General features: G+C 73.0%; 20 protein-coding genes. 15 read left to right on the top strand and 5 right to left on the bottom strand.

Going from position 1 to position 20,476, the window contains the following annotated elements; genetic code table 11:
• The 4 genes from GCL84_RS26115 to GCL84_RS26100 all read left to right on the top strand — a co-directional run.
• Positions 1-1,734 (top strand): glutamate synthase-related protein (locus tag GCL84_RS26115; protein WP_235926732.1); only part of this gene is annotated, 1,734 nt, incomplete at its 5' end.
• Positions 1,735-1,775: 41 nt separating this feature from the next.
• Positions 1,776-3,296: a glutamate synthase subunit beta gene (locus tag GCL84_RS26110; protein WP_156758212.1), complete on the top strand. Its 1,521-nt coding sequence runs from the start codon at positions 1,776-1,778 to the stop codon at positions 3,294-3,296.
• A gap of 84 nt (positions 3,297-3,380) precedes the next feature.
• Complete coding sequence (locus GCL84_RS26105) at positions 3,381-4,178, top strand: aminotransferase class IV (RefSeq protein WP_156758211.1); 798 nt, start codon at positions 3,381-3,383, stop codon at positions 4,176-4,178.
• Positions 4,175-4,840, top strand: coding sequence for a DUF2461 domain-containing protein (locus tag GCL84_RS26100; protein ID WP_156758210.1), 666 nt, complete (start codon positions 4,175-4,177; stop codon positions 4,838-4,840). The genes GCL84_RS26105 and GCL84_RS26100 overlap by 4 nt, the downstream gene beginning before the upstream one ends.
• Before the next feature lie 16 nt (positions 4,841-4,856).
• On the opposite strand, the gene GCL84_RS26095 is transcribed toward GCL84_RS26100, so the two are convergent.
• A complete protein-coding gene (locus tag GCL84_RS26095; protein WP_156758209.1) occupies positions 4,857-5,216 on the bottom strand; it encodes a DoxX family protein in 360 nt (119 codons plus the stop codon).
• A 76-nt stretch (positions 5,217-5,292) separates the two neighbouring features.
• Here GCL84_RS26095 and GCL84_RS26090 point away from each other — a divergent pair, with 76 nt between their 5' ends.
• From GCL84_RS26090 to tesB, 3 genes are all read left to right on the top strand, one after another.
• A complete protein-coding gene (locus GCL84_RS26090; RefSeq protein WP_156758208.1) occupies positions 5,293-6,162 on the top strand; it encodes a sigma-70 family RNA polymerase sigma factor in 870 nt (289 codons plus the stop codon).
• Positions 6,163-6,272: 110 nt separating this feature from the next.
• Complete coding sequence (gene pyk, locus GCL84_RS26085) at positions 6,273-7,697, top strand: pyruvate kinase (protein ID WP_156758207.1); 1,425 nt, start codon at positions 6,273-6,275, stop codon at positions 7,695-7,697.
• A 162-nt stretch (positions 7,698-7,859) separates the two neighbouring features.
• Positions 7,860-8,792, top strand: coding sequence for an acyl-CoA thioesterase II (tesB, locus tag GCL84_RS26080; RefSeq protein WP_156758206.1), 933 nt, complete (start codon positions 7,860-7,862; stop codon positions 8,790-8,792).
• 238 nt (positions 8,793-9,030) lie between these two features.
• Here tesB and GCL84_RS26075 read toward each other — a convergent pair whose 3' ends face one another.
• Positions 9,031-9,345 carry a hypothetical protein gene (locus GCL84_RS26075; protein WP_197523513.1) on the bottom strand — a complete coding sequence of 105 codons (315 nt, stop codon included), beginning with the start codon at positions 9,343-9,345 and terminating at the stop codon, positions 9,031-9,033.
• A 399-nt stretch (positions 9,346-9,744) separates the two neighbouring features.
• On the opposite strand from GCL84_RS26075, the gene GCL84_RS26070 reads away from it, so the two are divergent.
• Positions 9,745-10,599, top strand: a complete 855-nt coding sequence (locus tag GCL84_RS26070; protein WP_156758205.1) for a helix-turn-helix domain-containing protein — start codon at positions 9,745-9,747, stop codon at positions 10,597-10,599.
• Between the two features lie 22 nt (positions 10,600-10,621).
• Entirely contained in the window at positions 10,622-10,828 is a 207-nt protein-coding gene (locus GCL84_RS26065; protein WP_235926730.1) for a DUF397 domain-containing protein, read from the top strand.
• A 171-nt stretch (positions 10,829-10,999) separates the two neighbouring features.
• On the opposite strand, the gene GCL84_RS26060 is transcribed toward GCL84_RS26065, so the two are convergent.
• Positions 11,000-11,926 (bottom strand): hypothetical protein, encoded by a 927-nt coding sequence (locus tag GCL84_RS26060; protein WP_156758203.1) that lies wholly within the window; start codon positions 11,924-11,926, stop codon positions 11,000-11,002.
• Between the two features lie 66 nt (positions 11,927-11,992).
• Positions 11,993-13,576 carry a succinic semialdehyde dehydrogenase gene (locus GCL84_RS26055; protein ID WP_156758202.1) on the bottom strand — a complete coding sequence of 528 codons (1,584 nt, stop codon included), beginning with the start codon at positions 13,574-13,576 and terminating at the stop codon, positions 11,993-11,995.
• Between the two features lie 155 nt (positions 13,577-13,731).
• Here GCL84_RS26055 and GCL84_RS26050 point away from each other — a divergent pair, with 155 nt between their 5' ends.
• Entirely contained in the window at positions 13,732-14,313 is a 582-nt protein-coding gene (locus tag GCL84_RS26050; RefSeq protein WP_156758201.1) for a pyridoxamine 5'-phosphate oxidase family protein, read from the top strand.
• Positions 14,314-14,614: 301 nt separating this feature from the next.
• On the opposite strand, the gene GCL84_RS26045 is transcribed toward GCL84_RS26050, so the two are convergent.
• Positions 14,615-15,235: a TetR/AcrR family transcriptional regulator gene (locus tag GCL84_RS26045; protein WP_156758200.1), complete on the bottom strand. Its 621-nt coding sequence runs from the start codon at positions 15,233-15,235 to the stop codon at positions 14,615-14,617.
• A gap of 159 nt (positions 15,236-15,394) precedes the next feature.
• Between GCL84_RS26045 and GCL84_RS26040 the strand changes: the two genes are divergently transcribed.
• The 5 genes from GCL84_RS26040 to GCL84_RS26025 all read left to right on the top strand — a co-directional run bounded on the left by GCL84_RS26040 (position 15,395) and on the right by GCL84_RS26025 (position 20,446).
• Positions 15,395-16,516, top strand: coding sequence for an acyl-CoA dehydrogenase family protein (locus GCL84_RS26040; protein WP_197523515.1), 1,122 nt, complete (start codon positions 15,395-15,397; stop codon positions 16,514-16,516).
• A 41-nt stretch (positions 16,517-16,557) separates the two neighbouring features.
• Positions 16,558-17,697: a CaiB/BaiF CoA transferase family protein gene (locus GCL84_RS26035; protein WP_156758198.1), complete on the top strand. Its 1,140-nt coding sequence runs from the start codon at positions 16,558-16,560 to the stop codon at positions 17,695-17,697.
• A gap of 424 nt (positions 17,698-18,121) precedes the next feature.
• Positions 18,122-18,283, top strand: a complete 162-nt coding sequence (locus GCL84_RS29525; protein WP_197523512.1) for a hypothetical protein — start codon at positions 18,122-18,124, stop codon at positions 18,281-18,283.
• Between the two features lie 323 nt (positions 18,284-18,606).
• A complete protein-coding gene (locus GCL84_RS26030) occupies positions 18,607-19,104 on the top strand; it encodes a helix-turn-helix transcriptional regulator (RefSeq protein WP_156758197.1) in 498 nt (165 codons plus the stop codon).
• A gap of 529 nt (positions 19,105-19,633) precedes the next feature.
• Positions 19,634-20,446 carry a lytic transglycosylase domain-containing protein gene (locus GCL84_RS26025; protein ID WP_407924434.1) on the top strand — a complete coding sequence of 271 codons (813 nt, stop codon included), beginning with the start codon at positions 19,634-19,636 and terminating at the stop codon, positions 20,444-20,446.
• Positions 20,447-20,476: the final 30 nt, after the last annotated feature.

Below are 20,476 nucleotides of genomic sequence, written 5' to 3'. Positions count from 1 at the left end.
GCCTCCGGCCGGTTCGGGGTGACCTCGGAGTACCTGGTCAACGCCGACGACATCCAGATCAAGATGGCCCAGGGCGCCAAGCCGGGCGAGGGCGGGCAGTTGCCGCCGAACAAGGTCTACCCGTGGATCGCCCGCACCCGGCACTCCACCGCGGGCGTCGGGCTGATCTCCCCGCCGCCGCACCACGACATCTACTCCATCGAGGACCTCGCCCAGCTCATCCACGACCTCAAGAACGCCAACGAGCACGCCCGCGTGCACGTGAAGCTGGTCTCCGAGCTGGGCGTGGGCACGGTCGCGGCCGGGGTGTCCAAGGCGCACGCCGACGTCGTGCTCATCTCCGGCCACGACGGCGGCACCGGGGCGTCCCCGATGAACTCGCTCAAGCACGCGGGCACCCCCTGGGAGGTCGGCCTCGCCGAGACCCAGCAGACCCTCGTGCTCAACGGCCTGCGCGACCGGATCACCGTGCAGGTCGACGGCGCGATGAAGACCGGCCGCGACGTCGTCGTCGCCGCGCTGCTCGGTGCCGAGGAGTACGGGTTCGCCACCGCGCCGCTGATCGTCGAGGGCTGCGTGATGATGCGCGTCTGCCACCTCGACACCTGCCCGGTCGGCGTCGCCACGCAGAACCCGGTGCTGCGCGAGCGGTTCACCGGTCAGGCTGAGCACGTCGTCAACTACTTCCGGTTCGTCGCCCAGGAGGTCCGCGAGCTGCTGGCCGGACTGGGCCTGCGCACCCTCGACGACGCCATCGGCCACGCCGAACTGCTCGACGTCGACGCCGCGGTGGCGCACTGGAAGTCCAGCGGGCTCGACCTCTCGCCCCTGTTCGACGTGCCGCGGACCCGCCACGGCCAGGCCCGCCGCCGCGTGCGCGCCCAGGACCACGGCCTGGCCGAGGCGCTGGACCGCACGATCGTCCAGCTCGCCGAGCGAGCCCTGGAGGACGCGCACCCGGTCCGGCTGGAGCTGCCGGTGCGCAACGTCAACCGCACCGTCGGCACCCTGCTCGGCTCGGAGATCACCCGCCGCTACGGCGGCGACGGGCTCCCCGACGACACCGTCCGGCTGACGCTGACCGGCTCGGCGGGCCAGTCGCTCGGCGCGTTCCTGCCCAGGGGCGTCACCATCGACATGGTCGGCGACGCCAACGACTACGTCGGCAAGGGCCTGTCCGGCGGCCGGATCATCGTCCGGCCGCACCCGGAGGCCATCTTCGCCGCGGAGAAGCAGGTCATCGCGGGCAACGTCATCGCCTACGGCGCCACCGGCGGCGCGGTCTTCCTGCGCGGGCTGGTCGGCGAGCGGTTCGGGGTGCGCAACTCCGGCGCGGTCATCGTCGCCGAGGGCGTCGGCGACCACGCCTTCGAGTACATGACCGGCGGCCGCGCGGTCGTGCTCGGCCCGACCGGGCGCAACCTGGCCGCGGGCATGTCCGGCGGCATCGCCTACGTGCTCGACCTGGACCCCGCGCGGGTCAACACCGACATGGTCGAGCTGCAACAGCCCACCGGCGACGATCTCAGGTGGCTGCGCGAGACCGTGCAGGCCCACCACGACCTGACCGGCTCCCCGGTGGCGGCGTCCCTGCTCGGCGACTGGACCCGCCGGGCCGCCGGGTTCGGCAAGGTCATGCCCCGCGACTACCAGCGCGTCCTCGAGGCCATGCGGCTCGCCCGCGCCGAGGGCCGCGACGTCGACACCGCGATCATGGAGGCATCCCGTGGCTGAGCGGCTGTCTCCTTCCTCTGCCCGTTGTCCGGAGGTGCGTTGTGGCTGACCCCAGCGGTTTCCTGAAGGCGGTCCGGGCCGACGCGGCCAAGCGGCCCGTCGACGAGCGCATCGGCGACTGGGCCGAGGTCTACGCCGACCTCGGCGCGGACCTGCGCGACGCCCAGGTGCGCGAGCAGGCCACCCGGTGCATGGACTGCGGCATCCCGTTCTGCCACAACGACGCCGCGGGCTGCCCGCTGGGCAACCTCATCCCCGAGTGGAACGACCTGGTGCGCAAGGGTGAGTGGTCGCTGGCCGCCGAGCGGCTGCACGCGACCAACAACTTCCCCGAGTTCACCGGCGCGCTGTGCCCGGCCCCCTGCGAGTCCGCCTGCGTGCTGTCGATCAACCCGCTCTCCGGCGGCCCGGTCGCCATCAAGCGCGTGGAGCAGACGATCGCCCAGGTCTCCTGGGAGCGCGGCTACACCCAGCCGGTCACCCCCGGCGTCGCCACCGGCCGCCGGGTCGCCGTCGTCGGCTCCGGCCCCGCCGGGCTCGCCGCCGCCCAGCAGCTCACCAGGGCCGGGCACGAGGTCACCGTGCACGAGCGCGACGACCGCCTCGGCGGCCTGCTGCGCTACGGCATCCCCGAGTTCAAGATGGAGAAGAAGGGCCTCGACCGCCGCCTGGCCCAACTCCGCGCCGAGGGCACCCGCTTCGTCACCGGCTGCGAGGTCGGCGGCACCGGCCCCGGCGCGGTGTCGGTGGCGGACCTGCGCTCGGACTTCGACGCCGTGGTCCTCGCCGTCGGCGCCCTGCGCGGCCGCGACGCCCCCGAGATCCCCGGCCGCGACCTCGACGGCGTCCACCTGGCCATGGACCACCTGGTCCCCGCCAACCGCCAGTGCGAGGGCGACGGCCCCGCCCCCATCTCCGCCAAGGACAAGCACGTCGTCATCATCGGCGGCGGCGACACGGGCGCCGACTGCTACGGGACCGCTGTCCGGCAGGGCGCGGCCTCGATCCTGCAACTCGACCAGTACCCGGCCGCGCCTGTCTCCCGCGATGACGCGCGCTCGCCCTGGCCGGTGTGGCCGACGATCCTGCGGACGTACCCGGCGCACGAGGAGGCGGGGGATCGGCGCTTCGCGGTGGCTGTTGAGGAGTTCGCCGGGGACGCCGCGGGGCATGTGCGGGAGATCCACCTGCGCGAGGTGACCGTGGGGCGCGACCCGGAGACGGGGGCGCGCTCGGTAACGCCGGTCAACGACGTGGTGGACGTGCTGCCCGCGGACCTGGTGCTGTTGGCGATCGGGTTCGAGGGGGTGGAGCGGATGCCGCTGCTGGACGGTCTCGGGTTGTCGTTGACACCGAGGGGGACGCTGTCGTGCGGGGCGGACTGGCAGACGACGTCGCCAGGGGTGTTCGTGTGCGGGGACGCGCACCGGGGGGCGTCGCTGGTGGTGTGGGCGATCGCGGAGGGGCGGTCGGTGGCGCACGCGGTGGACGCGTTCCTGATGGGCCACTCCCACCTGCCCTCACCGGTGCACCCGACCGCGTTGCCGCTGGCGGTGGGCTGAGGGGGCGGTGGGACCCCGCCCCGGTCGCCCCTCCTAGGCGACACGCGAGGCGATCAGGGGGCGGGGCATGGGAGACTGCCGTCGATGAGCACGGAACTCTCCCTCCCCGACCACGCGGCCATCCCCGTGTCGAAGCTGGCCTACGGGCACTTCACGACGATGGTCGTCGACAACGGACGTGTGCGCGGGCTGGCCCGCCACCTCGAGCGGCTCGACCGGGACTGCTGGGTCCTGTTCGGGCAGGGGCTGCCGGAGGACGTCGTGCGGGCGGCGTTGCGGGCCGCGCTGCCCGAGGCCGGGGCGGTGGTGGCCAGGGTGACGGTGGTGGCGCCGGAGATCGATATCCGGCGGCCGGAGGCGCCCGGGGAGCCGAAGGTGCTGGTCGACACCGCGCCGTTGCCCGAGACCGAGGCCGAGACCGAGACCGAGCCGCTCAAGGTCCGCACCGCCGGGTACCAGCGGGACCTGCCGCAGGTGAAGCACGTGGGGACGTTCGGGCTGCACTACCAGCGGCGGTTGGCGCGGATGGCCGGGTTCGACGACGTCCTGTTCGCCACCAGGGACGGGCAGGTCAGCGAGGGGAGCACCTGGAACATCGGGTTCCTCGACCGCGAGGGCGCGGTGGTGTGGCCCAGCGCGCCGGCGCTGCCGGGGACGGCGATGGGGCTCATCCAGAGCGGGTTGAGCCGGGTGGGCGTGCCCTCGCGGGTCCGGCCGGTGCAGGCCGACGAGCTGCCGTCGTTCGCGGCGGCCTTCGCCACCAGCGCGGTGTCGCCGGTGCGGTTGATCGGGTCCATCGACGACGTGGTCTACGAGCCCGACCCCGACCTCGCCGCGCGGCTGCGCAGAGCGCACGACGCGACCGCCGCGGAGCGGGTGTGACCCGGTTCGACGGGTTCGGCGAGTACGCGGTCGACTTCTACGACGGGCTGGCCGCCGACAACTCCAAGGCCTTCTGGGACGCCAACAAGGCCACCTACGACACCGACGTCAAGGCGCCCATGGTGGCCCTGCTCGGCGCGCTGGCGCCGGAGTTCGCCGACTGGGGCGAGGCCAGGGTGTTCCGCCCGCACCGCGACGTGCGGTTCGGCAAGGACAAGCGGCCCTACAAGACCCACTGCGGCGCCGTGGTCGAGCGCGGCCGGGGTGGCGGCGCCTACTACGTCGAGGTCGGCACGGCCGGGCTGCGGGTCGGCGGCGGGTGCTTCCACCTGCAGTCCGACCAGCTCGCCCGGTACCGGACCGCGGTGGCCGAGGACGTGCACGGGCAGGCGCTGGAGAAGATCGTGGCCAAGCTCGCCAAGGCCGGCTGGGAGATCAAGGGCGACCGGCTCAAGACGGCACCGCGCGGGACCGACCGGGAGCACCCCCGGATCGAGCTGCTCAAGCACAGGTCCCTCTACGCGATGTTCGCCTGGCCGCCCGACGACACGCTGCACGAGCCGGGGTGCCTCGACCGGGTCAGGAAGGCGTGGCGGGGGCTGCGGGCGTTCAACGAGTGGGCCCGCGACCACGTCGGGACCTCCGAACTCCCGCGCCGCTGACGCCCGGCGCCCGCGCTCAGAACGGCGCCAGGGCGAACCGCCCCCAGGCGAGGAACGCGAACAGGCCCAGGTAGGCCAGGTCGCCCAGCATCAGCGCCCACTCCGCCCGGCGGAACCGGGTGGTCGCGGCCCCGGCCATGAACAGCGCGAGCCCGCAGGCGGCCAGCGGCGCCACGGCGGGCACGACCAGCCCGAGGGCGCCCGCCAGCTTGACCGCGCCGATGGCCTTGAGCTGCCCGCCGCTGAAGTCGTCGACCCAGTGCTGGCTGCGGCCCAGCCCCCGGTAGCGGTCCTTGGGCATGGTGAGCTGGGCCAGCGCCCCGGTCGCGAAGGCGGCGGCGAGAGCCCCGGCCATGACCCACAGCGTGATGTGCACGTGATCTCCCTCGTGGTTACCTCGGGCCGCTCGGGCCCGTCGTGGTGGTGACGGGAGCGAACGAGGAGAGGTAACGATGGCGGCTGACACCGACCTGGCGGAGGTCTTCGAGGCGCACCGCGCCCGCCTGACGGGCATCGCCGCACGGGTGCTGGGGGGCCGCGCCGACGCCGAGGACGTCGTCCAGGAGGCCTGGGTGCGCCTGGCGCGGCAGGAGGCGGGCGCGATCGACAACGTCGCGGGCTGGCTGACCACCGTGGTGGGCAGGCTGTGCGTCGACCAGTTGCGGTCGCGGGCGGCGCGGCCGGAAACCCCGTACGGGCCGGGGTTGGTCGTGACCGAGGACGACGACCGGGCGGTGCGGCCGGAGGACAGCGCGGTCCAGGCGGACGCGGTCGGCCTCGCGCTGCTCGTCGTGCTCGGGGCGCTCGGACCCGACGAGCGCCTCGCGTTCGTGCTGCACGACCTGTTCGCCGTCCCGTTCGCCGAGATCGGCCCGGTGCTGGGCAAGTCGACCGACGCGGCGAAGATGGCGGCGAGCCGGGCGCGGCGCAAGGTCCGCGGGGCGGCGCCGGAGGTGTCCGCCGCGCACAGGCGGGAGCAGCGCGCGGTGGTCGACGCCTTCCTGGCCGCCGCCCGCGACGGGCGCTTCGAGGACCTGGTGGAGATCCTCGACCCCGGTGTCGTCTGGGAGGTCCGCACGGCCGCGGGCACGACGGTCCACACCGGCGTGGCCGAGCTGCTCCGCGTCGCCAGGCGCGGCGATCCCGCGCGGTTCGCGATGCGCAGGGTCCTGGTCGACGGCCGCCCCGGCATCCTGGTCCGCGGCCCGAACGGCAGGCCGTTGAGCGTGATGGCCTGCACGGTGCGGGAGGGGCGGATGACCAGGATCGTCTCCGTCCTGGGCCCGGGGCTGCTCGCCGCGCTCGACCTGCCCCTCCCGTGATGCCCCCGCTCCCGGCAGGCTGGGCCGACGGGCACCTATCGGGTGCTCGTCATCTGCTACTCACCGGTACTTCGGGATCGGTACAGCCCACAGGACTAGGCTGTGCGGATGTGAGCCGACGAGCGAAGATCGTGTGCACGATGGGCCCCGCCACCGCCACCGCGGAGAAGGTGCGCGAGCTGGTCGCGGCGGGCATGGACGTGGCGAGGATGAACTTCAGCCACGGGGCCCACAGCGACCACAAGCAGGTCTACGACCTGATCCGGCAGGCCAGCGACGAGTCCGGCCGCGCCGTCGGGGTGCTGGCCGACCTGCAGGGACCCAAGATCCGCCTGGGCACGTTCGCCAACGGCCCGGTCGAGTGGCGCGACGGCGACGTCGTGCGGATCACCGTCGAGGACGTGCAGGGCACCCACGACCGCGTGTCCACCACCTACAAGGGCCTGGCCGACGACGCCAGGGCGGGTGACCGGCTGCTGGTCGACGACGGCAAGGTCGGCCTGGTGGTCACCGCCGTGGAGGGCCCCGACGTGGTCTGCGAGGTCACCGAGGGCGGCCAGGTCTCCAACAACAAGGGCCTGTCGCTGCCCGGCATGGACGTCTCCGTCCCGGCCCTGTCCGAGAAGGACATCGAGGACCTCGAGTTCGCGCTGCAGCTCGGCGTCGACTTCATCGCGCTGTCGTTCGTGCGGTCCCCGGCCGACATCGACCTGGTGCACCAGGTGATGGACCGGGTCGGCCCGCGCAGGCTGCCGGTGATCGCCAAGCTCGAGAAGCCCGAGGCCGTCGACAACCTCGAGGCCATCGTGCTGGCGTTCGACGGGGTCATGGTCGCCCGCGGCGACCTGGGCGTCGAGCTGCCGCTGGAGCAGGTCCCGCTGGTGCAGAAGCGCGCCATCCAGATCGCCCGCGAGAACGCCAAGCCGGTCATCGTGGCCACCCAGATGCTGGACTCGATGATCAGCAACTCCCGGCCGACCCGCGCCGAGGCCTCCGACGTGGCCAACGCGGTGCTCGACGGCGCCGACGCGCTGATGCTGTCGGGGGAGACCTCGGTGGGCCGCTACGCCATCGAGACCGTCGAGACGATGAGCCGGATCATCACCGCCGTCGAGACCGAGACGCCCGCCGTGCCGCCGCTGACCCACGTCCCGCGCACCAAGCGCGGCGTGCTCAGCTACGCCGCCCGCGACATCGGCGAGCGGCTCAACGCCAAGGCCCTGGTCGCCTTCACCCAGTCCGGCGACACCATCAAGCGCCTGGCCCGGCTGCACACCCAGCTCCCGCTGCTGGCCTTCACCCCGGAGGCGGAGGTGCGCAGCCAGCTCGCGCTGACCTGGGGCACCGAGACCTTCCTGGTCGAGGAGGTCGACTCCACCGACCGGATGGTGCGCCTGGTCGACAACGCGATGCTCTCGATCGGCCGCTACCAGCCCGGCGACCTCGTGGTGATCGTCGCCGGGTCGCCGCCGGGGACCGTCGGCTCGACTAATCTCATCCGCGTCCACCGGCTGGGCGAGGAAGACCACGCGTAGGCGCTGCCTCACCAGTCCCGCCACCCGCCCCCCACGTCCCCGCCCGGCATCGACCCCGACTCGGCACCACGGCCGCCGGGGTGCGCGGGCGGGCGGCTCCCACGCCCCCGGCCAGGAGCCGTCGACACCTGAGCAGCGCCGAGCACGGTGCAGGAGGTCCGATTGACCGAGGCAGCCAGGATCGCGGCCAGTGCCGGGGTCCCCGTCGACGCCCCCAAGGCGGCCGACGGGGTCCCGCACGGACAGCCCGTCCTCGACCGGTTGGTGGCCCTGCTCGACCTGGAGCGGATCGAGGAGGACATCTACCGCGGCGTGAGCCCCAAGCACTCCACGCTGCGCGTGTTCGGCGGCCAGGTGGCGGGTCAGGCGCTGGTCGCGGCGGGGCGCACGGTGCCGCCCGAGCGCGGGGTGCACTCGCTGCACGCCTACTTCATCCGCCCCGGCGACCCGAGCGTCCCGATCGTCTACGAGGTCGACCGCATCCGCGACGGCCGCTCGTTCACCACCCGCCGGGTCGTGGCCGTGCAGCACGGCAAGGCGATCTTCGCGCTGTCGGCGTCGTTCCAGGTGGCCGAGTCCGGCGCCGAGCACGCCGAGGAGATGCCGGACGTCCCGGGCCCGGAGGACCTGCCCACGATGGCTGACCTGGTCACCGAGGACCTGCGCCGGACCTTCGCCAACGTCACCTCCCGGCCCCGCCCGATCGACGTCCGCTACGTCACCGAGCCCGCCTGGGTCTCGCGCAACACCGGCCCCCGCGACGCCCGCAACCAGGTCTGGATGCGCGCCGACGGCGTGCTCCCCGACGACCCGCTGCTGCACGTGTGCGTCCTGGCCTACGCCTCGGACATGACCCTCCTCGACGCCATCCTCGCCCGCCACGGCGTCTACTGGGGCACCGACGACGTCAACGGCGCCAGCCTCGACCACGCGATGTGGTTCCACCGCCCCTTCCGCGCCGACGAGTGGGTCCTCTACGACTGCGCCTCGCCGAGCGCCTCCGGCGGTCGGGGCCTGGCCACCGGCCGCTTCTACACCCGCGACGGCCAGTTGGTCGCCACGGTCGTGCAGGAGGGCCTGCTCCGCATCAACTAGGGCGTGTTTCGGGAGCCGATGTCCGCGATAGCCGCGCCGCCAGGGACCACCCCGATCACGACGCTCATCGGACGGACTCCCGAAGCGCGACCTGGCGGGCATGGAGAGGGCGGTGGGCTCACCACCATTTTGGGGGAGGTGTGAACCCACCGCCCTGACCGGCGCGCCGTTCGCGGCGGGGCGCCGGTGGCCGAGGCGCGGGGGAGGGTGGGGTGGCCGCGCGCCTCGGGGACCGGGGTCAGGCCGGGCTGGGGTTGGCCAGGTGGCGGGGGTAGGCGGTGGTGGCGGTGGTGAAGTCCTCGACCTCATCCTCGGCCGCCAGCAGGCACAGGTGGGTCGTCAGGTAGGCGCGGCAGGGAGAGGGGGCCCGGGTGAACCAGCGGGTGCGGCAACTGGGGCAGCGGCCGTCGGGGTCGGGTTGGTGGTCGTCGAGCAGCGCGCGCAGGGCGGCGACGACCCTGGGGATCTCCACGCGGGCCAGTTCGGCGGCCCCGTGGCCCGCGCTGGCCCGGGAATCGATCTCGGTCAGGTATCCCCGCAGGGAAGCCTCCATGTGTCCGAAGAGAGACCTCGTCACCGCCCGCTCCACCTTCCGTCCCGCGCTCGGCCGGATCGCGTTCGAATTCCGTGTCGGTGTTCGTTTCCCGTGCTCAAGTTCCGGCGGTGACCTGCCGATGACCTTTGTGCCGCGGCGAGCAATCCGGCACAGCGGGTCCAGCGCCATCGCCGGTATGTGCAGCTTGCGACTTGCCAACGACATTCTGCAAGTTGCATTACCCGATCGGGTGATGATCCAGCCAGTCACAGTTAGCCCTCCACGCTTTCAGTCCCCAGTGTGGTGGAAGATCTCTTGTGTTTCCGCGTGATCAGCACTGACACTGACCCGCGAAGCGCGACGCGGGAACCTGGGCCGCGTCGTGTCGTTGTGCGGGCAGAGACGAGGTGGACGACTTTGGTGCGAGGCCACAGCCCGACGGTGCGCCGTCGCAGGCTCGCCAGCGAGCTGCGCCGTTTCCGCGAGGCCGCCGCGCTGACGATCGACGAGGTGGGCGAGAAGCTGGAGTGCTCCGCGTCGAAGATCAGCCGGATCGAGACCGGCACGGTGGGGGTCACCCCGCGCGACGTGCGGGACATGCTCGAGCTCTACGGCATCGAGGAGGACCGGCGCGAGGCCTTGGTGCAGTTGGCCAGGGAGGCCCGCCAGCGGGGGTGGTGGCACGCCTACAACGAGGTCTTCACCGGCTCCTTCGTCGGCCTGGAGGCGGAGGCGACGTCCCTGCACACCCACCAGGCGCTGTTGATCCCCGGACTGCTGCAGACCGAGGACTACGCCAGAGCCGTCATCCGGGCCTCGCGCCCGGGTGTCGAGGAGGCCGAGATCGAGAAGAGGGTCAAGGGCAGGCTCGAGCGCCAACGCCTGCTCACCGACCCTCAGCCGCCCGAGTACTGGGCGGTCCTCGACGAGGCCGTGCTGCACCGGGCGACCGGTGGACCCGAGGTCATGCACGCGCAGCTGACCCGGCTCGTCGAGGCGACGGCCATGCCGCACGTGACGCTGCAGGTGGTCCCCTTCGGGGCCGGGGCGCACGCGGGCATGGAATCCCCCTTCCTGATCCTGGGCTTCCCGGAGCAGGCGGACCCGGACGTCGTCTACGTCGAGAACTCCATGTCGGGCGTCTACCTAGAAGAGCCGTCCGACGTCCACCGGTACGCCCTGATTTTCGACCATCTGCGCGCGGCGGCGTTGAGACCCGATGACACCGCCGACATGGTCGCACGGGCGGCTGAGCGGCTGGCCCGCGGTTGATCGACGACGAGAGGAGTGGGGCGTGACCGTTTCTGACCTGGCAGGCGCCGTCTGGCGCAAGAGCAGCCACAGCGGTGGAGGTAACGACTGCGTGGAGCTCGTGGTCAGCAGGAGCGGCGCAGCGGTGCGGGACTCGAAGAACACCGAGTCCGGGCACCTGGCGTTCGCGGACGTCGAGTGGGCCGAGTTCCTCAACGAGGTGAAGGGCGGCGTGCTCAGGACCCGCTGAGGCGGGCCGCGCGCGGCCCGACCGGGGTGATCGACAGCACCCCGGTCCCGGCTCGACAGTCGACGGGCGGGGCCACGGTCGCGGCCGTGGCCCCGTTCCCCCGGACCACCCCACCCGCCGACCCCGGTGGCCATGCGCCTGGCCCCGGGGCCGGATGCCCGGTCGGCCCGCTCAGAACGGGGGGATCTCGACGGGACCGTTCTCCTGGGGGGTGTCGGTGGCCAAGATGGTCGCCGTGGTGACCTTGTCGGCCCCCATCGCCTCGTTGAACCGCGCGAAGTAGCAGTCCCGGGTGAACGCCGAGGCGCCCGAGTCCCAGTCGGACCCCGCCTTGACGTAGATCTCGTAGGACCCGCCGATCCCGGGGACCGTCGCCGTCTCGTCCTTGCGGACGTACACAGCCGCGAGGGGTTTCGCGGTGTCGCCACTCGAGACCAGGTAGGCCACGGCGTCGTGGCGCAGCTTGTTGGTGAACTCCAGCGTGCCCGCGCCCTTGGCGCCGAGCGGCACCACGGCTGCGCCGGAGGGCATCTCGGCCTCGGCCGCGCGCGGGGCGGCCAGCACGGTGACGAACGCGCCGAACATGTAGCCCCCGGCCTGGATCGCCTCGACGCGGCGCACGAGCCTGCTCTCGTCCAGCAGCCGGTCCGGGAACCGGCGGGCGGTCTGCCTGGGCAGCGCGTCGACCGCGCCGCAGGCGTTGCGCTGGGGGCCCGGCAGCCGCACGGTCTTCGCCGCGCGCTGCGCAGCCCGCAGCCCGCGCAGCAGGGCGGTGTGCGCGGTCGCGACCGCCGCGGGCGGGGTCTGCCCGGCCAGGGCGTCCCGCTGCTCGCCGAGCGCCTTGTGCAGCTTCCCGGCGGCTTCCTTGTAGGCGGCCGACGTGCCTGCCCACGACAACGCGCCCGCGGCGGGCATGAGCGCCGCCTCGGCGGCGTCGAGCAGCTCCTGGTACGCCTCGCGACTGAGCTCCGGCTTGGCCGGTGTGCTCGGCGCCGCGCTGGTGGACGGGGCGGGGGCGGTGTCGCCCTGTGCGGTGGTGCAGCCTGCCGCGGCGGCCGCCACGAGTGCGGCGGCCGCCAGCGCCTTCCTTGCCTTCACTGTCGTGCTCTCCCCAGTGGGTCGTGCGTGCTCTTCCGGGGAAGATCCGCCAGGACTGCCCCGGTGTTACCTGGGCAGGCGCTTGATCGCGCGCAGGCCCACGGTCAGGCCCGCGGTCCAGGCCCGGTTCGGGATGGCCTTGCCCGGCCGCAGCGGGATGAGCTGCTGGGTGGCGATGGTCTGCGCCTCGGTGTACTTGAGCAGGCCCTCCGCGCCGTTGCGGCGGCCGACGCCGGACTCGCCCATGCCGCCCATCGGGGCGTCCACGGAGGCGAACGCCGCGCCGAAGCCGTCGTTGACGTTTACCGTGCCCGCGTGGATGAGGGTCGCGACGCGCTCGCCCTCGCGGGTGTCGCGGGTCCACACGCTGGCGTTGAGGCCGTAGCGGGTGTCGTTGGCGCGGGCGATGGCCTCGTCGACGTCGGTGTAGCCGTAGATGGACACGACCGGGCCGAACGTCTCCTCCTTGAACAGCTCCATGCCCTCGCGCACGTCGGTGAGGACGGTGGGCTCGTAGAACATCGGTCCCAGGTCGGGGCGGGCCTTGCCGCCCGCGAGCACCGTCGCGCCCTTGGTCCTGGCGTCCTCGACGTGCTTGGCGATGGTCTCGAGCTGCTCGGTGGAGGTCAGCGACCCCATGTCGACGCTGTAGCCCAGGGTCGAGCCCAGCTTCATCGCCTTGGTGCGGTTGACGAACGCCTGGGTGAACCGGGCGCGGATGCTCTCGTGCACGTAGATCCGCTCGACCGACACGCAGAGCTGCCCGGCCGAGGAGAAGCACGCGGTGACCGCGCCCGCGGCGGTCTTGTCCACGTCGGCGTCCGGCAGGATGATCATCGGGTTCTTGCCGCCGAGCTCCATGGAGTAGCTGGTCAGCAGGGCGGCGGCCTGCGCGGCGAGGCTCTTGCCGGTGTCGGTGGAGCCGGTGAAGGCGAGGTAGTCGCCCTCCTCCATCAGCGCCTTGCCGATCTTGGAGCCGCGGCCGAGCACGATCTGCCACACCTCGGCGGGCAGCCCGGCCTTCTCCGCCAGCTCCTGGATCCACAGCGCGCTCAGCGCGGTCTGGTTGTCCGGCTTCTGCACCAGCGCGTTGCCCGCGGCCAGCGCCGGGATGGCGTCGAGTCCGGTCAGCGCCAGCGGGTAGTTCCACGGCGAGATCATCGAGATGACGCCCTTGGGGTGGCGGACCTCGGTGGTGCGGGTCAGCACCGGCAGCGCGCCCGCCTTGCGCTTGGGCGCGAGCAGCTTGGGCGCCTTGCGGCCGTAGTAGGCCGCGGCCATCGCGGTCACCGCGATCTCGTCGTAGGCGTCCATCCGGGACTTGCCGGTCTCCACCTGCATGATGTCCAGGGCCTCGTCCTGGTGGGCCAGCAGCAGGTCGTGCAGCCGCAGGAAGACCTTGGCCCGCTCCTCGACCGGGGTCGCCGCCCACTCCGCCTGCGCCTTGCGGGCGCGGGCGAAGGCCTCGCGCACGTCCTGGTCGGCGATCTGCGGCAGCGTGGTGATCGGCTCGCCGGTGAACGGGGCGGCCATCTCGACGGTGGTCGGCTCGGCGCCGGGGACCGACCGCCCGACCAACTCGGCCGCCCTGGCCGACGACGGGGCGCCGGGGACGGCGCCGATGGTGGTGGCGGACGCGGCGACGGACATGAACGCTCCCTCTGCTCGACAGTGGGCCCATGTTACTTCGCGGTAGGTACGAGCGACAGGGGGAACTTACCCCGAGTCAGATCGCCCCCCGCGCGGTTGAGGTCTGTGACGGAAATCCGCTGTCGTGCGGCCGGGGGCGGGCGCAGAATCCCCGCATGGGGAAAACCTTCGACCGCATCGACGGTCGGCTGCGGGAGTTCATCGACCGGCAGCCGGTGTTCTTCGCGGCCACCGCGCCGCTGTCCGGCGACGGCCACGTGAACCTCTCCCCCAAGGGGCGGTCCGGGTCGTTGCGGGTGCTCGACGAGCGGACAGTGGCCTATCTGGACTTCGGCGGCAGTGGCGCGGAGACGATCGCGCACCTGCGGGAGAACGGGCGGATCACCCTGATGTGGTGCGCCTTCGACGGCCCGCCGTCCATCGTGCGCGTGCACGGCAGGGGAGAGCCGGTGTTTCGCGACGACCCGAGGTGGGCCGACCTGATCGCGCTGTTCCCCGACGGGGGCGCGCCCGCGATCCGGGCGGTGGTCGTGGTCACCGCGACGCGGATCAGCGACACCTGCGGGTTCGCGGTGCCCTTCATGGACTACCGGGAGGAGCGGACTCTGCACGCCGAGTACTTCGGCCGCAAGACCGACGAGGAGTTCGCCGCCTACTGCGCGGGCAAGCCGCACGTCCCCACCAGCCTCGACGGCCTGGCGGCGCTGCCGGTGCCGCTGCCGCCCCGGAGCGCTTGAGGCTCTTGCCCGGGAGTGGTCCGCGCGCCCGCGGTCGGAGTCGACGGGCGACCGCTGCTGATCCGTCCACATGCGACAGCGCCCGGTCGGCGCGCGCACGCCGGTCGCGACCCGCTCGCCCGCCGTGGGAACGGCCACGGAGTGGACCTCCGCGGCCACGAGCCGCGGTGGGCGGATGGCCCGGCACGCCAGGTCTTAGCGAAAGCGAACGTCATGATCCGACCGTGGCCGCCTCTTCACTGTGTGCGGCGGCCGACCCGAGCGAGGGCCGGGTCGGCCGCTGGTCCGCCCCGCCGGGCGGTCAGCGGCCCACGCTCTCCAGGACGCGCGCCTTCCACTCGTCGAGCAGTCGCGTCCTGCGGTCGGGGTCGCCGCCCATCATCGCGTCCAGCGCCAGGCCGCGGACCAGGTTCACGCTGAGCAGCATCAGGGTCTCCACCTCGGCCTCCGGCAGCTCCCCGCCCACCGCCCGCCGGTAGAGCTCCAGCGTCGCGTGGCCGAGCTGGCGGTCCACCGGCCGCAGCGACGCCCGCAGCTCCGGATCGGTCCGCGCGGCCACCCACAGCTCCACCGCCGCGGTCGACAGCGTCCCCGAGTAGGCCTGCCACAGCAGGTCGATGCCCCTGGCCACCCGCTCGCGCCCGGCGGGCAGCGCGGCGTCGGGGCCGCTGTCAGCGGCCGTGGTGACCTCGCGGATCAGCCTGCCGAACAGGTGCTCCAGCGCGGCGGTCATCAGCTCGGCCTTGGTCGTGAAGTGGTGCTGCTGGGCGCCGCGCGAGACCCCGGCGCGGGCGGCGATCTCCTGCACCGTGGTGCGCGCGTACCCGAGCTCCACCAGGCAGGCGATCGTCGCCTCGAGCAGCGCCTCGCGGGTCTGCTCGCGGCGCTGTGCCTGGGTGCGGTGCGTGCGGGCGGTCGGCACGGGCGGGTCCACCTCCGGGGGCCGGTGTCGAGGTCACTTTACTTGCCGTCCGGGTCGCATGTACCTTCATGGGAGAACTTACATGCACGTGTGATTGTTTCTGTCGAAACCGCTGCTCAGACCCGCTGGAGGCCTGTCGTGACCGAGCGCTCCCCCTGGATGGACGAGGACCTGGACGCGTTCCGGGACCTGGCCCGCTCCTTCTGCGAGAAGGAGCTGACCCCCAACGTCGAGCGCTGGATCGAGCAGAAGCACGTCGACCGGGAGCTGTGGACCAAGGCGGGCGGGGTCGGCCTGCTGTGCCTGTCGATCCCCGAGGAGTACGGCGGCGGCGGCGGCAGCTTCGCCCACGAGACCGTGCTGATCGAGGAGCAGGCCCGCTCCGGCGACAGCGGCTGGGGCGTGTCCCTGCACAACGGCATCGTCGCCCACTACGTCCTGGCCTACGGCACCGAGGAGCAGAAGCGCGCCTGGCTGCCCAAGCTGGCCTCCGGCGAGTGGGTCGGCGCCATCGCGATGACCGAGCCCGGCACCGGCTCGGACCTGCAGAACATCAAGACCAAGGCGCGCCGCGACGGCGACGAGTACGTCGTCAACGGCGCCAAGACCTTCATCACCAACGGCGCGCAGGCCGACTTCGTCATCGTCGTGGCCAAGACCGCCGCGGACGAGGGCGCCAAGGGCATCTCGCTGATCGGCGTCGAGACCGCGCGCGAGGGCTTCCGCCGCGGCCGCGTGCTGGACAAGATCGGCCTCAAGGCCCAGGACACCGCCGAGCTGTTCTTCGACGACGTGCGCGTCCCGGTCGACAACCTGCTCGGCCCCGAGGAGGGGCAGGGCTTCGTCCAGCTCATGCAGCAGCTCCCGCAGGAGCGCCTGATCATCGGCGTGTCCTCGGTGGTCTGCTTGGAGCTGGCCCTGGCCGAGACCCTGCGCTACACCAAGGAGCGCCAGGCCTTCGGCCGCCCGGTCTTCGCCTTCCAGAACACCAAGTTCACCCTCGCCGAGGTGGCCACCGAGGCCAGGGTCTGCCGGGTCTTCCTCGACCACTGCATCGACAAGCACCTCAAGGGCCAGCTCGACATCCCCACCGTGGCGATGCTCAAGTACTACACCAGCGACCGCGCCATGAAGGCCGTCGACGAGTGCCTGCAACTGCACGGCGGCTACGGGTACATGAACGAGTACCCGATCGCCCGCATGTACACCGACCTGCGGGTGCAGCGCATCTACGGCGGCACCAACGAGATCATGAAGGAAATCATCTCCCGCTCGCTGTGACGGGGGGTGGACCAGCGGGGCGCGGAAGGGAACGAGGAACGATGGCAGGACCGCTCACCGGGATCAAGGTCGTCGAGCTGGCCGGGCTCGCGCCCGCGCCGTTCGCCTGCACCGTCCTGGCCGACCTGGGCGCCGAGGTCGTCCGGGTCGACCGGGCGCGGCCGGGCGCGGACGTGATCTCGTTCCCGAACGACCCGCTGACCCGCTCCCGCAGGTGGATCGGCGTCGACGTCAAGTCCCCCGAGGGGCTGGACCTGGTGCTGCGGCTGGTGGACGGGGCCGACGTGCTCGTCGAGGGTTTCCGGCCCGGCGTCGCCGAGCGCATGGGGCTGGGCCCGGACGCGCTGCTCGAGCGCAACCCGCGCCTGGTCTACGGCCGGATCACCGGCTGGGGCCAGGACGGGCCGCTGGCGCCCACCGCGGGCCACGACATCAACTACATCGCCATCGCGGGCGCGCTGGACCCGATCGGGCTGCCCGGCGGCAAGCCGGTGCCGCCGGTCAACCTGCTCGGCGACTTCGGCGGCGGCGGGCTGGTCCTGGCGATGGGCGTGCTCGCCGCGCTCGTCGAGCGGCAGACCTCCGGCCGCGGCCAGGTCGTCGACACCTCGATGGTCGACGGTGCGGCGCTGCTCACCACGCACCTGCACGGCCTGCGCAACATCGGGATGTGGCCCAACGGGCGGGGCGAGAACCTGCTCGACGGCGGCGCGCCGTTCTACGACACCTACGAGGCCGCCGACGGCAGGCACGTCGCCGTCGGCGCGATCGAGGCCCGGTTCTGGGCGGCGCTGGTCGGCGTCCTGGGCTGGGACCCGGCCACCGTGCCCGCGCACACCGACCCGGCGAACTGGCCGGGGCTGCGGGCCCGCCTCGCCGAGACGCTGCGCACTCGGACGCGCGACGAGTGGGCGGCGCTGGCCGAGGGCACCGACGCCTGCCTGAGCCCGGTGCTCAGCCCCGGGGAGGCGCTTGCGCACCCGCACAACGTGGCGCGCGGGACGTTCGTCGAGGTCGACGGCGCGCCGCAGCCCGCGCCCGCGCCGAAGTTCAGCCGGTCGACCCCGGCCGCGCCCACGCCGCCGAGCGCGGCCCGCTCGGACACCGCCGAGGTGCTGGCCGGGCTCGGGCTGGAGGAGGCGGAGATCGCGCGCCTGCGCGCCGGGGGCGTCATCGCCTAGAGGGATGGCTGTGAGGACGCTTGTGGCGTCCTCACAGCCCCAGGTGTGCTCTCGCGCGGGCCTGCTGGGTCCGCGCGGCGGGCCCGTCTCCAGGCCGGGACCGGGGGAGATCCCTCCCGTTCCGGTCCGCTGTCATTTTTATAAGACCCGGACAGTCCGTGGTGTCATTTTCCAGACACCTACCCGAAGGTGACACCGTTTCCGGGATTGGTGAGTGGTCGTTCACCGGACTTGAGGGCACCACGGCATATCCCCGCGCGTGACCGACCGGCTACGCCCGTAGAGTGACCCGCGGCGGTTTCCGGCGGTGATCCTCACCCTGGGTGCCGCCAATCTGGTGGTTGAGGCCCCATCGGCCACCCCTGTGGTGGATCATGGGGCGGGGTCCCGGGCGGGGCCCGGGGCGGAGCGGACGGAGAGCCCGATGAACGTCAAGAAGGTCATGATCGTCGTGTTCGTCGCGCTGGCGCTGTTCTACGTGATCACCCAGCCGGGCCAGGCCGCCGGGATGGTGCAGGGCATCCTCGGGTGGCTGCGGGACGGCGCCGAGGCGATCATCACGTTCCTCAAGAACGTGTTCGCCTAGGCCCGTGGATCTCGCCACCGCCCCTAATGGGTGACGGCGTGTTACCTCCACGTGTCCTACCCGTCGGTTCTACCGTCGGGTAGGACTACTGGCTGGTAAGGGTTTCCGGTCGCGGGTGTCCGGCCGAAGTGGTCCGCCGCCGCCGACGATCACTTTCTGTGATGATCTTACCGATTCTGGAGATCCACACTGGACCGTCCGGGTGGATCTGGCGGTCAACCGACCCAATCCGGGAAATGGGTCGGCCTGGGGTCTGGCGATCTGTCGGTCCCTGGCCCTACGGTTTCAGCCATCGAGTGATCATGAGACCTCCAGGAGGCAGAATGCTCGACGATCCCGGGGTCGATGCCCTGGTCCGACAGTGGACCGCAGAGCGAGCACAGGACGCGGAGGCGGTGGAGGCGAGCCGCATCGCCTCCGAGTGGCTGGCCGACGCGCCCACCACCACCGCGCGGCCCCTGCCGGGCATCCCCGGCCAGCGGGGCGGCAAGGACGCCCGGTGGGCGTCGGTGGAGACCGCGGACCCCCGCTACCTCACCGCCATGCGCGAGCGCCTCCCCGAGGTGCCCGAGGAGCTGCTGGCCGCCGCCGCGAGCTGGTGGCAGATGGTCGGTGGCGTGGCGGAGGCCGAGGAGTGGTGGGACGCGGGGCTGAGCCCGCTCGACCAGCGCGCACTGGACTACCGCGCGGCGGGGCTGGCCCCGTCCGACCTCGCGCGCCGGCTCGGTCCACTGACCGTCCTCGACCACCTCCGCAGGGGCAGCGCCCCCGCCTGGTGCGTCGCCCGACTCCAGCGCCAGCGCCGAGACGGAGCCGCCTGACCAGCCACCCCCCCAGCGCACGGCGCCGCTCGACCAGCACCGCCTGATCTTGCCCACGTCCGGGGCAACGGCCACCAGCCACCCGGGCCGCGGCAAACCGGGGCAACGGCACGGCCACCCGGAGACCCACCCGTCGGGGCAACGGCGACACGCCACCCGACAGCGCAGGTCCCCCCGGGGCAACGGCCGCCTGCCACCCGGTGCTCGTCGGCGCCCAGCCCGCCGACACCCGCCCGCGACGAGCCGGGTCCGGGGCCGCAAGCCCCACCCGGTCCCCGCCGCCAGGCCACGCCCCCGGTCGGGGAATGTTTCACCATTTGGAGCACTCCCTGCCGCGGGGACGGGCCGACCCGCGTAACGCCGGGGTGGCGGGGTCGTTGATGCTGTCAGTCCCGGACGCGCGAGCCGCGCGCCCGGGACCGGAGCGGACCCAGGGCTGGAGCAGGTGGCGGACACACGAACCCCGACCTCGTCGGTGGCGCGGGAACCGGGGCGGCGCCCGCCGCCCCGGTCGAGCCGCCTGTCCCGGGTGACCGGATCGCTCCGGCCGACCGGGCTGCCCGCCCGGCTGGCCGTCGTCGTGGTCGCGCTCGCCGTCGCGGCGGGTGCGGTCGTCGGCGTCCGGTGGGCGATCACCCCCGCCGCGGGCCCGCCCGCGCCCGAGGTCCCCGCCGCGCGGGTCCAGGCCGCCGACGTCGAGCCGAACTCGCTCGCCCCGGCCCAGGCCGCCGACCCGCGGCCCGCGCCCCAGCCGCAGGCCGCGGCCCAGGGCGCCGATCCGCTGCGCGCGTGGGCGGGCCGGCTCGCGGGCCGCACCGGCGTGCCCGCCAGGGCGCTGATGGCCTACGGCAACGCCGAGCTGGTCGTGCGCTCCACCACCCCCGGCTGCCGCCTGTCCTGGGCGACGCTGGCCGGGATCGGCCGGATCGAGTCCGACCACGGCCGGTACGCGGGCGCGGTCCTCGGCGCGGACGGGCGCCCGTCCATCCCGATCATCGGCGTGCCCCTGGACGGCTCGGCCGGGGTCAGGGCGATCGGCGACACCGACGGCGGCGAGTTCGACGGCGACCCGACCGTGGACCGGGCGGTCGGCCCGATGCAGTTCATCCCCTCGACCTGGCGCAGGTGGGCCGCCGACGCCGACGGTGACGGCCGCGGCGACCCCCAGCAGCTCGACGACGCCGCCCTCGCCGCGGGCCGCTACCTGTGCGCGGGCGGGCGCGACCTGGGCGCCCCGGCGGGCTGGTGGGCGGCGGTGTTCTCCTACAACAACTCCGTCGAGTACGGCCAGAAGGTCTTCGGCCTGGCCGACGGCTACGCCCGCGCCGCCGCCGGGGGCTGACCGGCCCTCAGCGGCCCCGGGTTAGCATCG

The organism is Actinokineospora pegani, assembly GCF_009745975.1.
GTDB classification, from domain to species: domain Bacteria; phylum Actinomycetota; class Actinomycetes; order Mycobacteriales; family Pseudonocardiaceae; genus Actinokineospora; species Actinokineospora pegani.
Note: the sequence above shows the minus strand (reverse complement) of the source record. Positions and strands in the feature narration are given on the sequence as shown.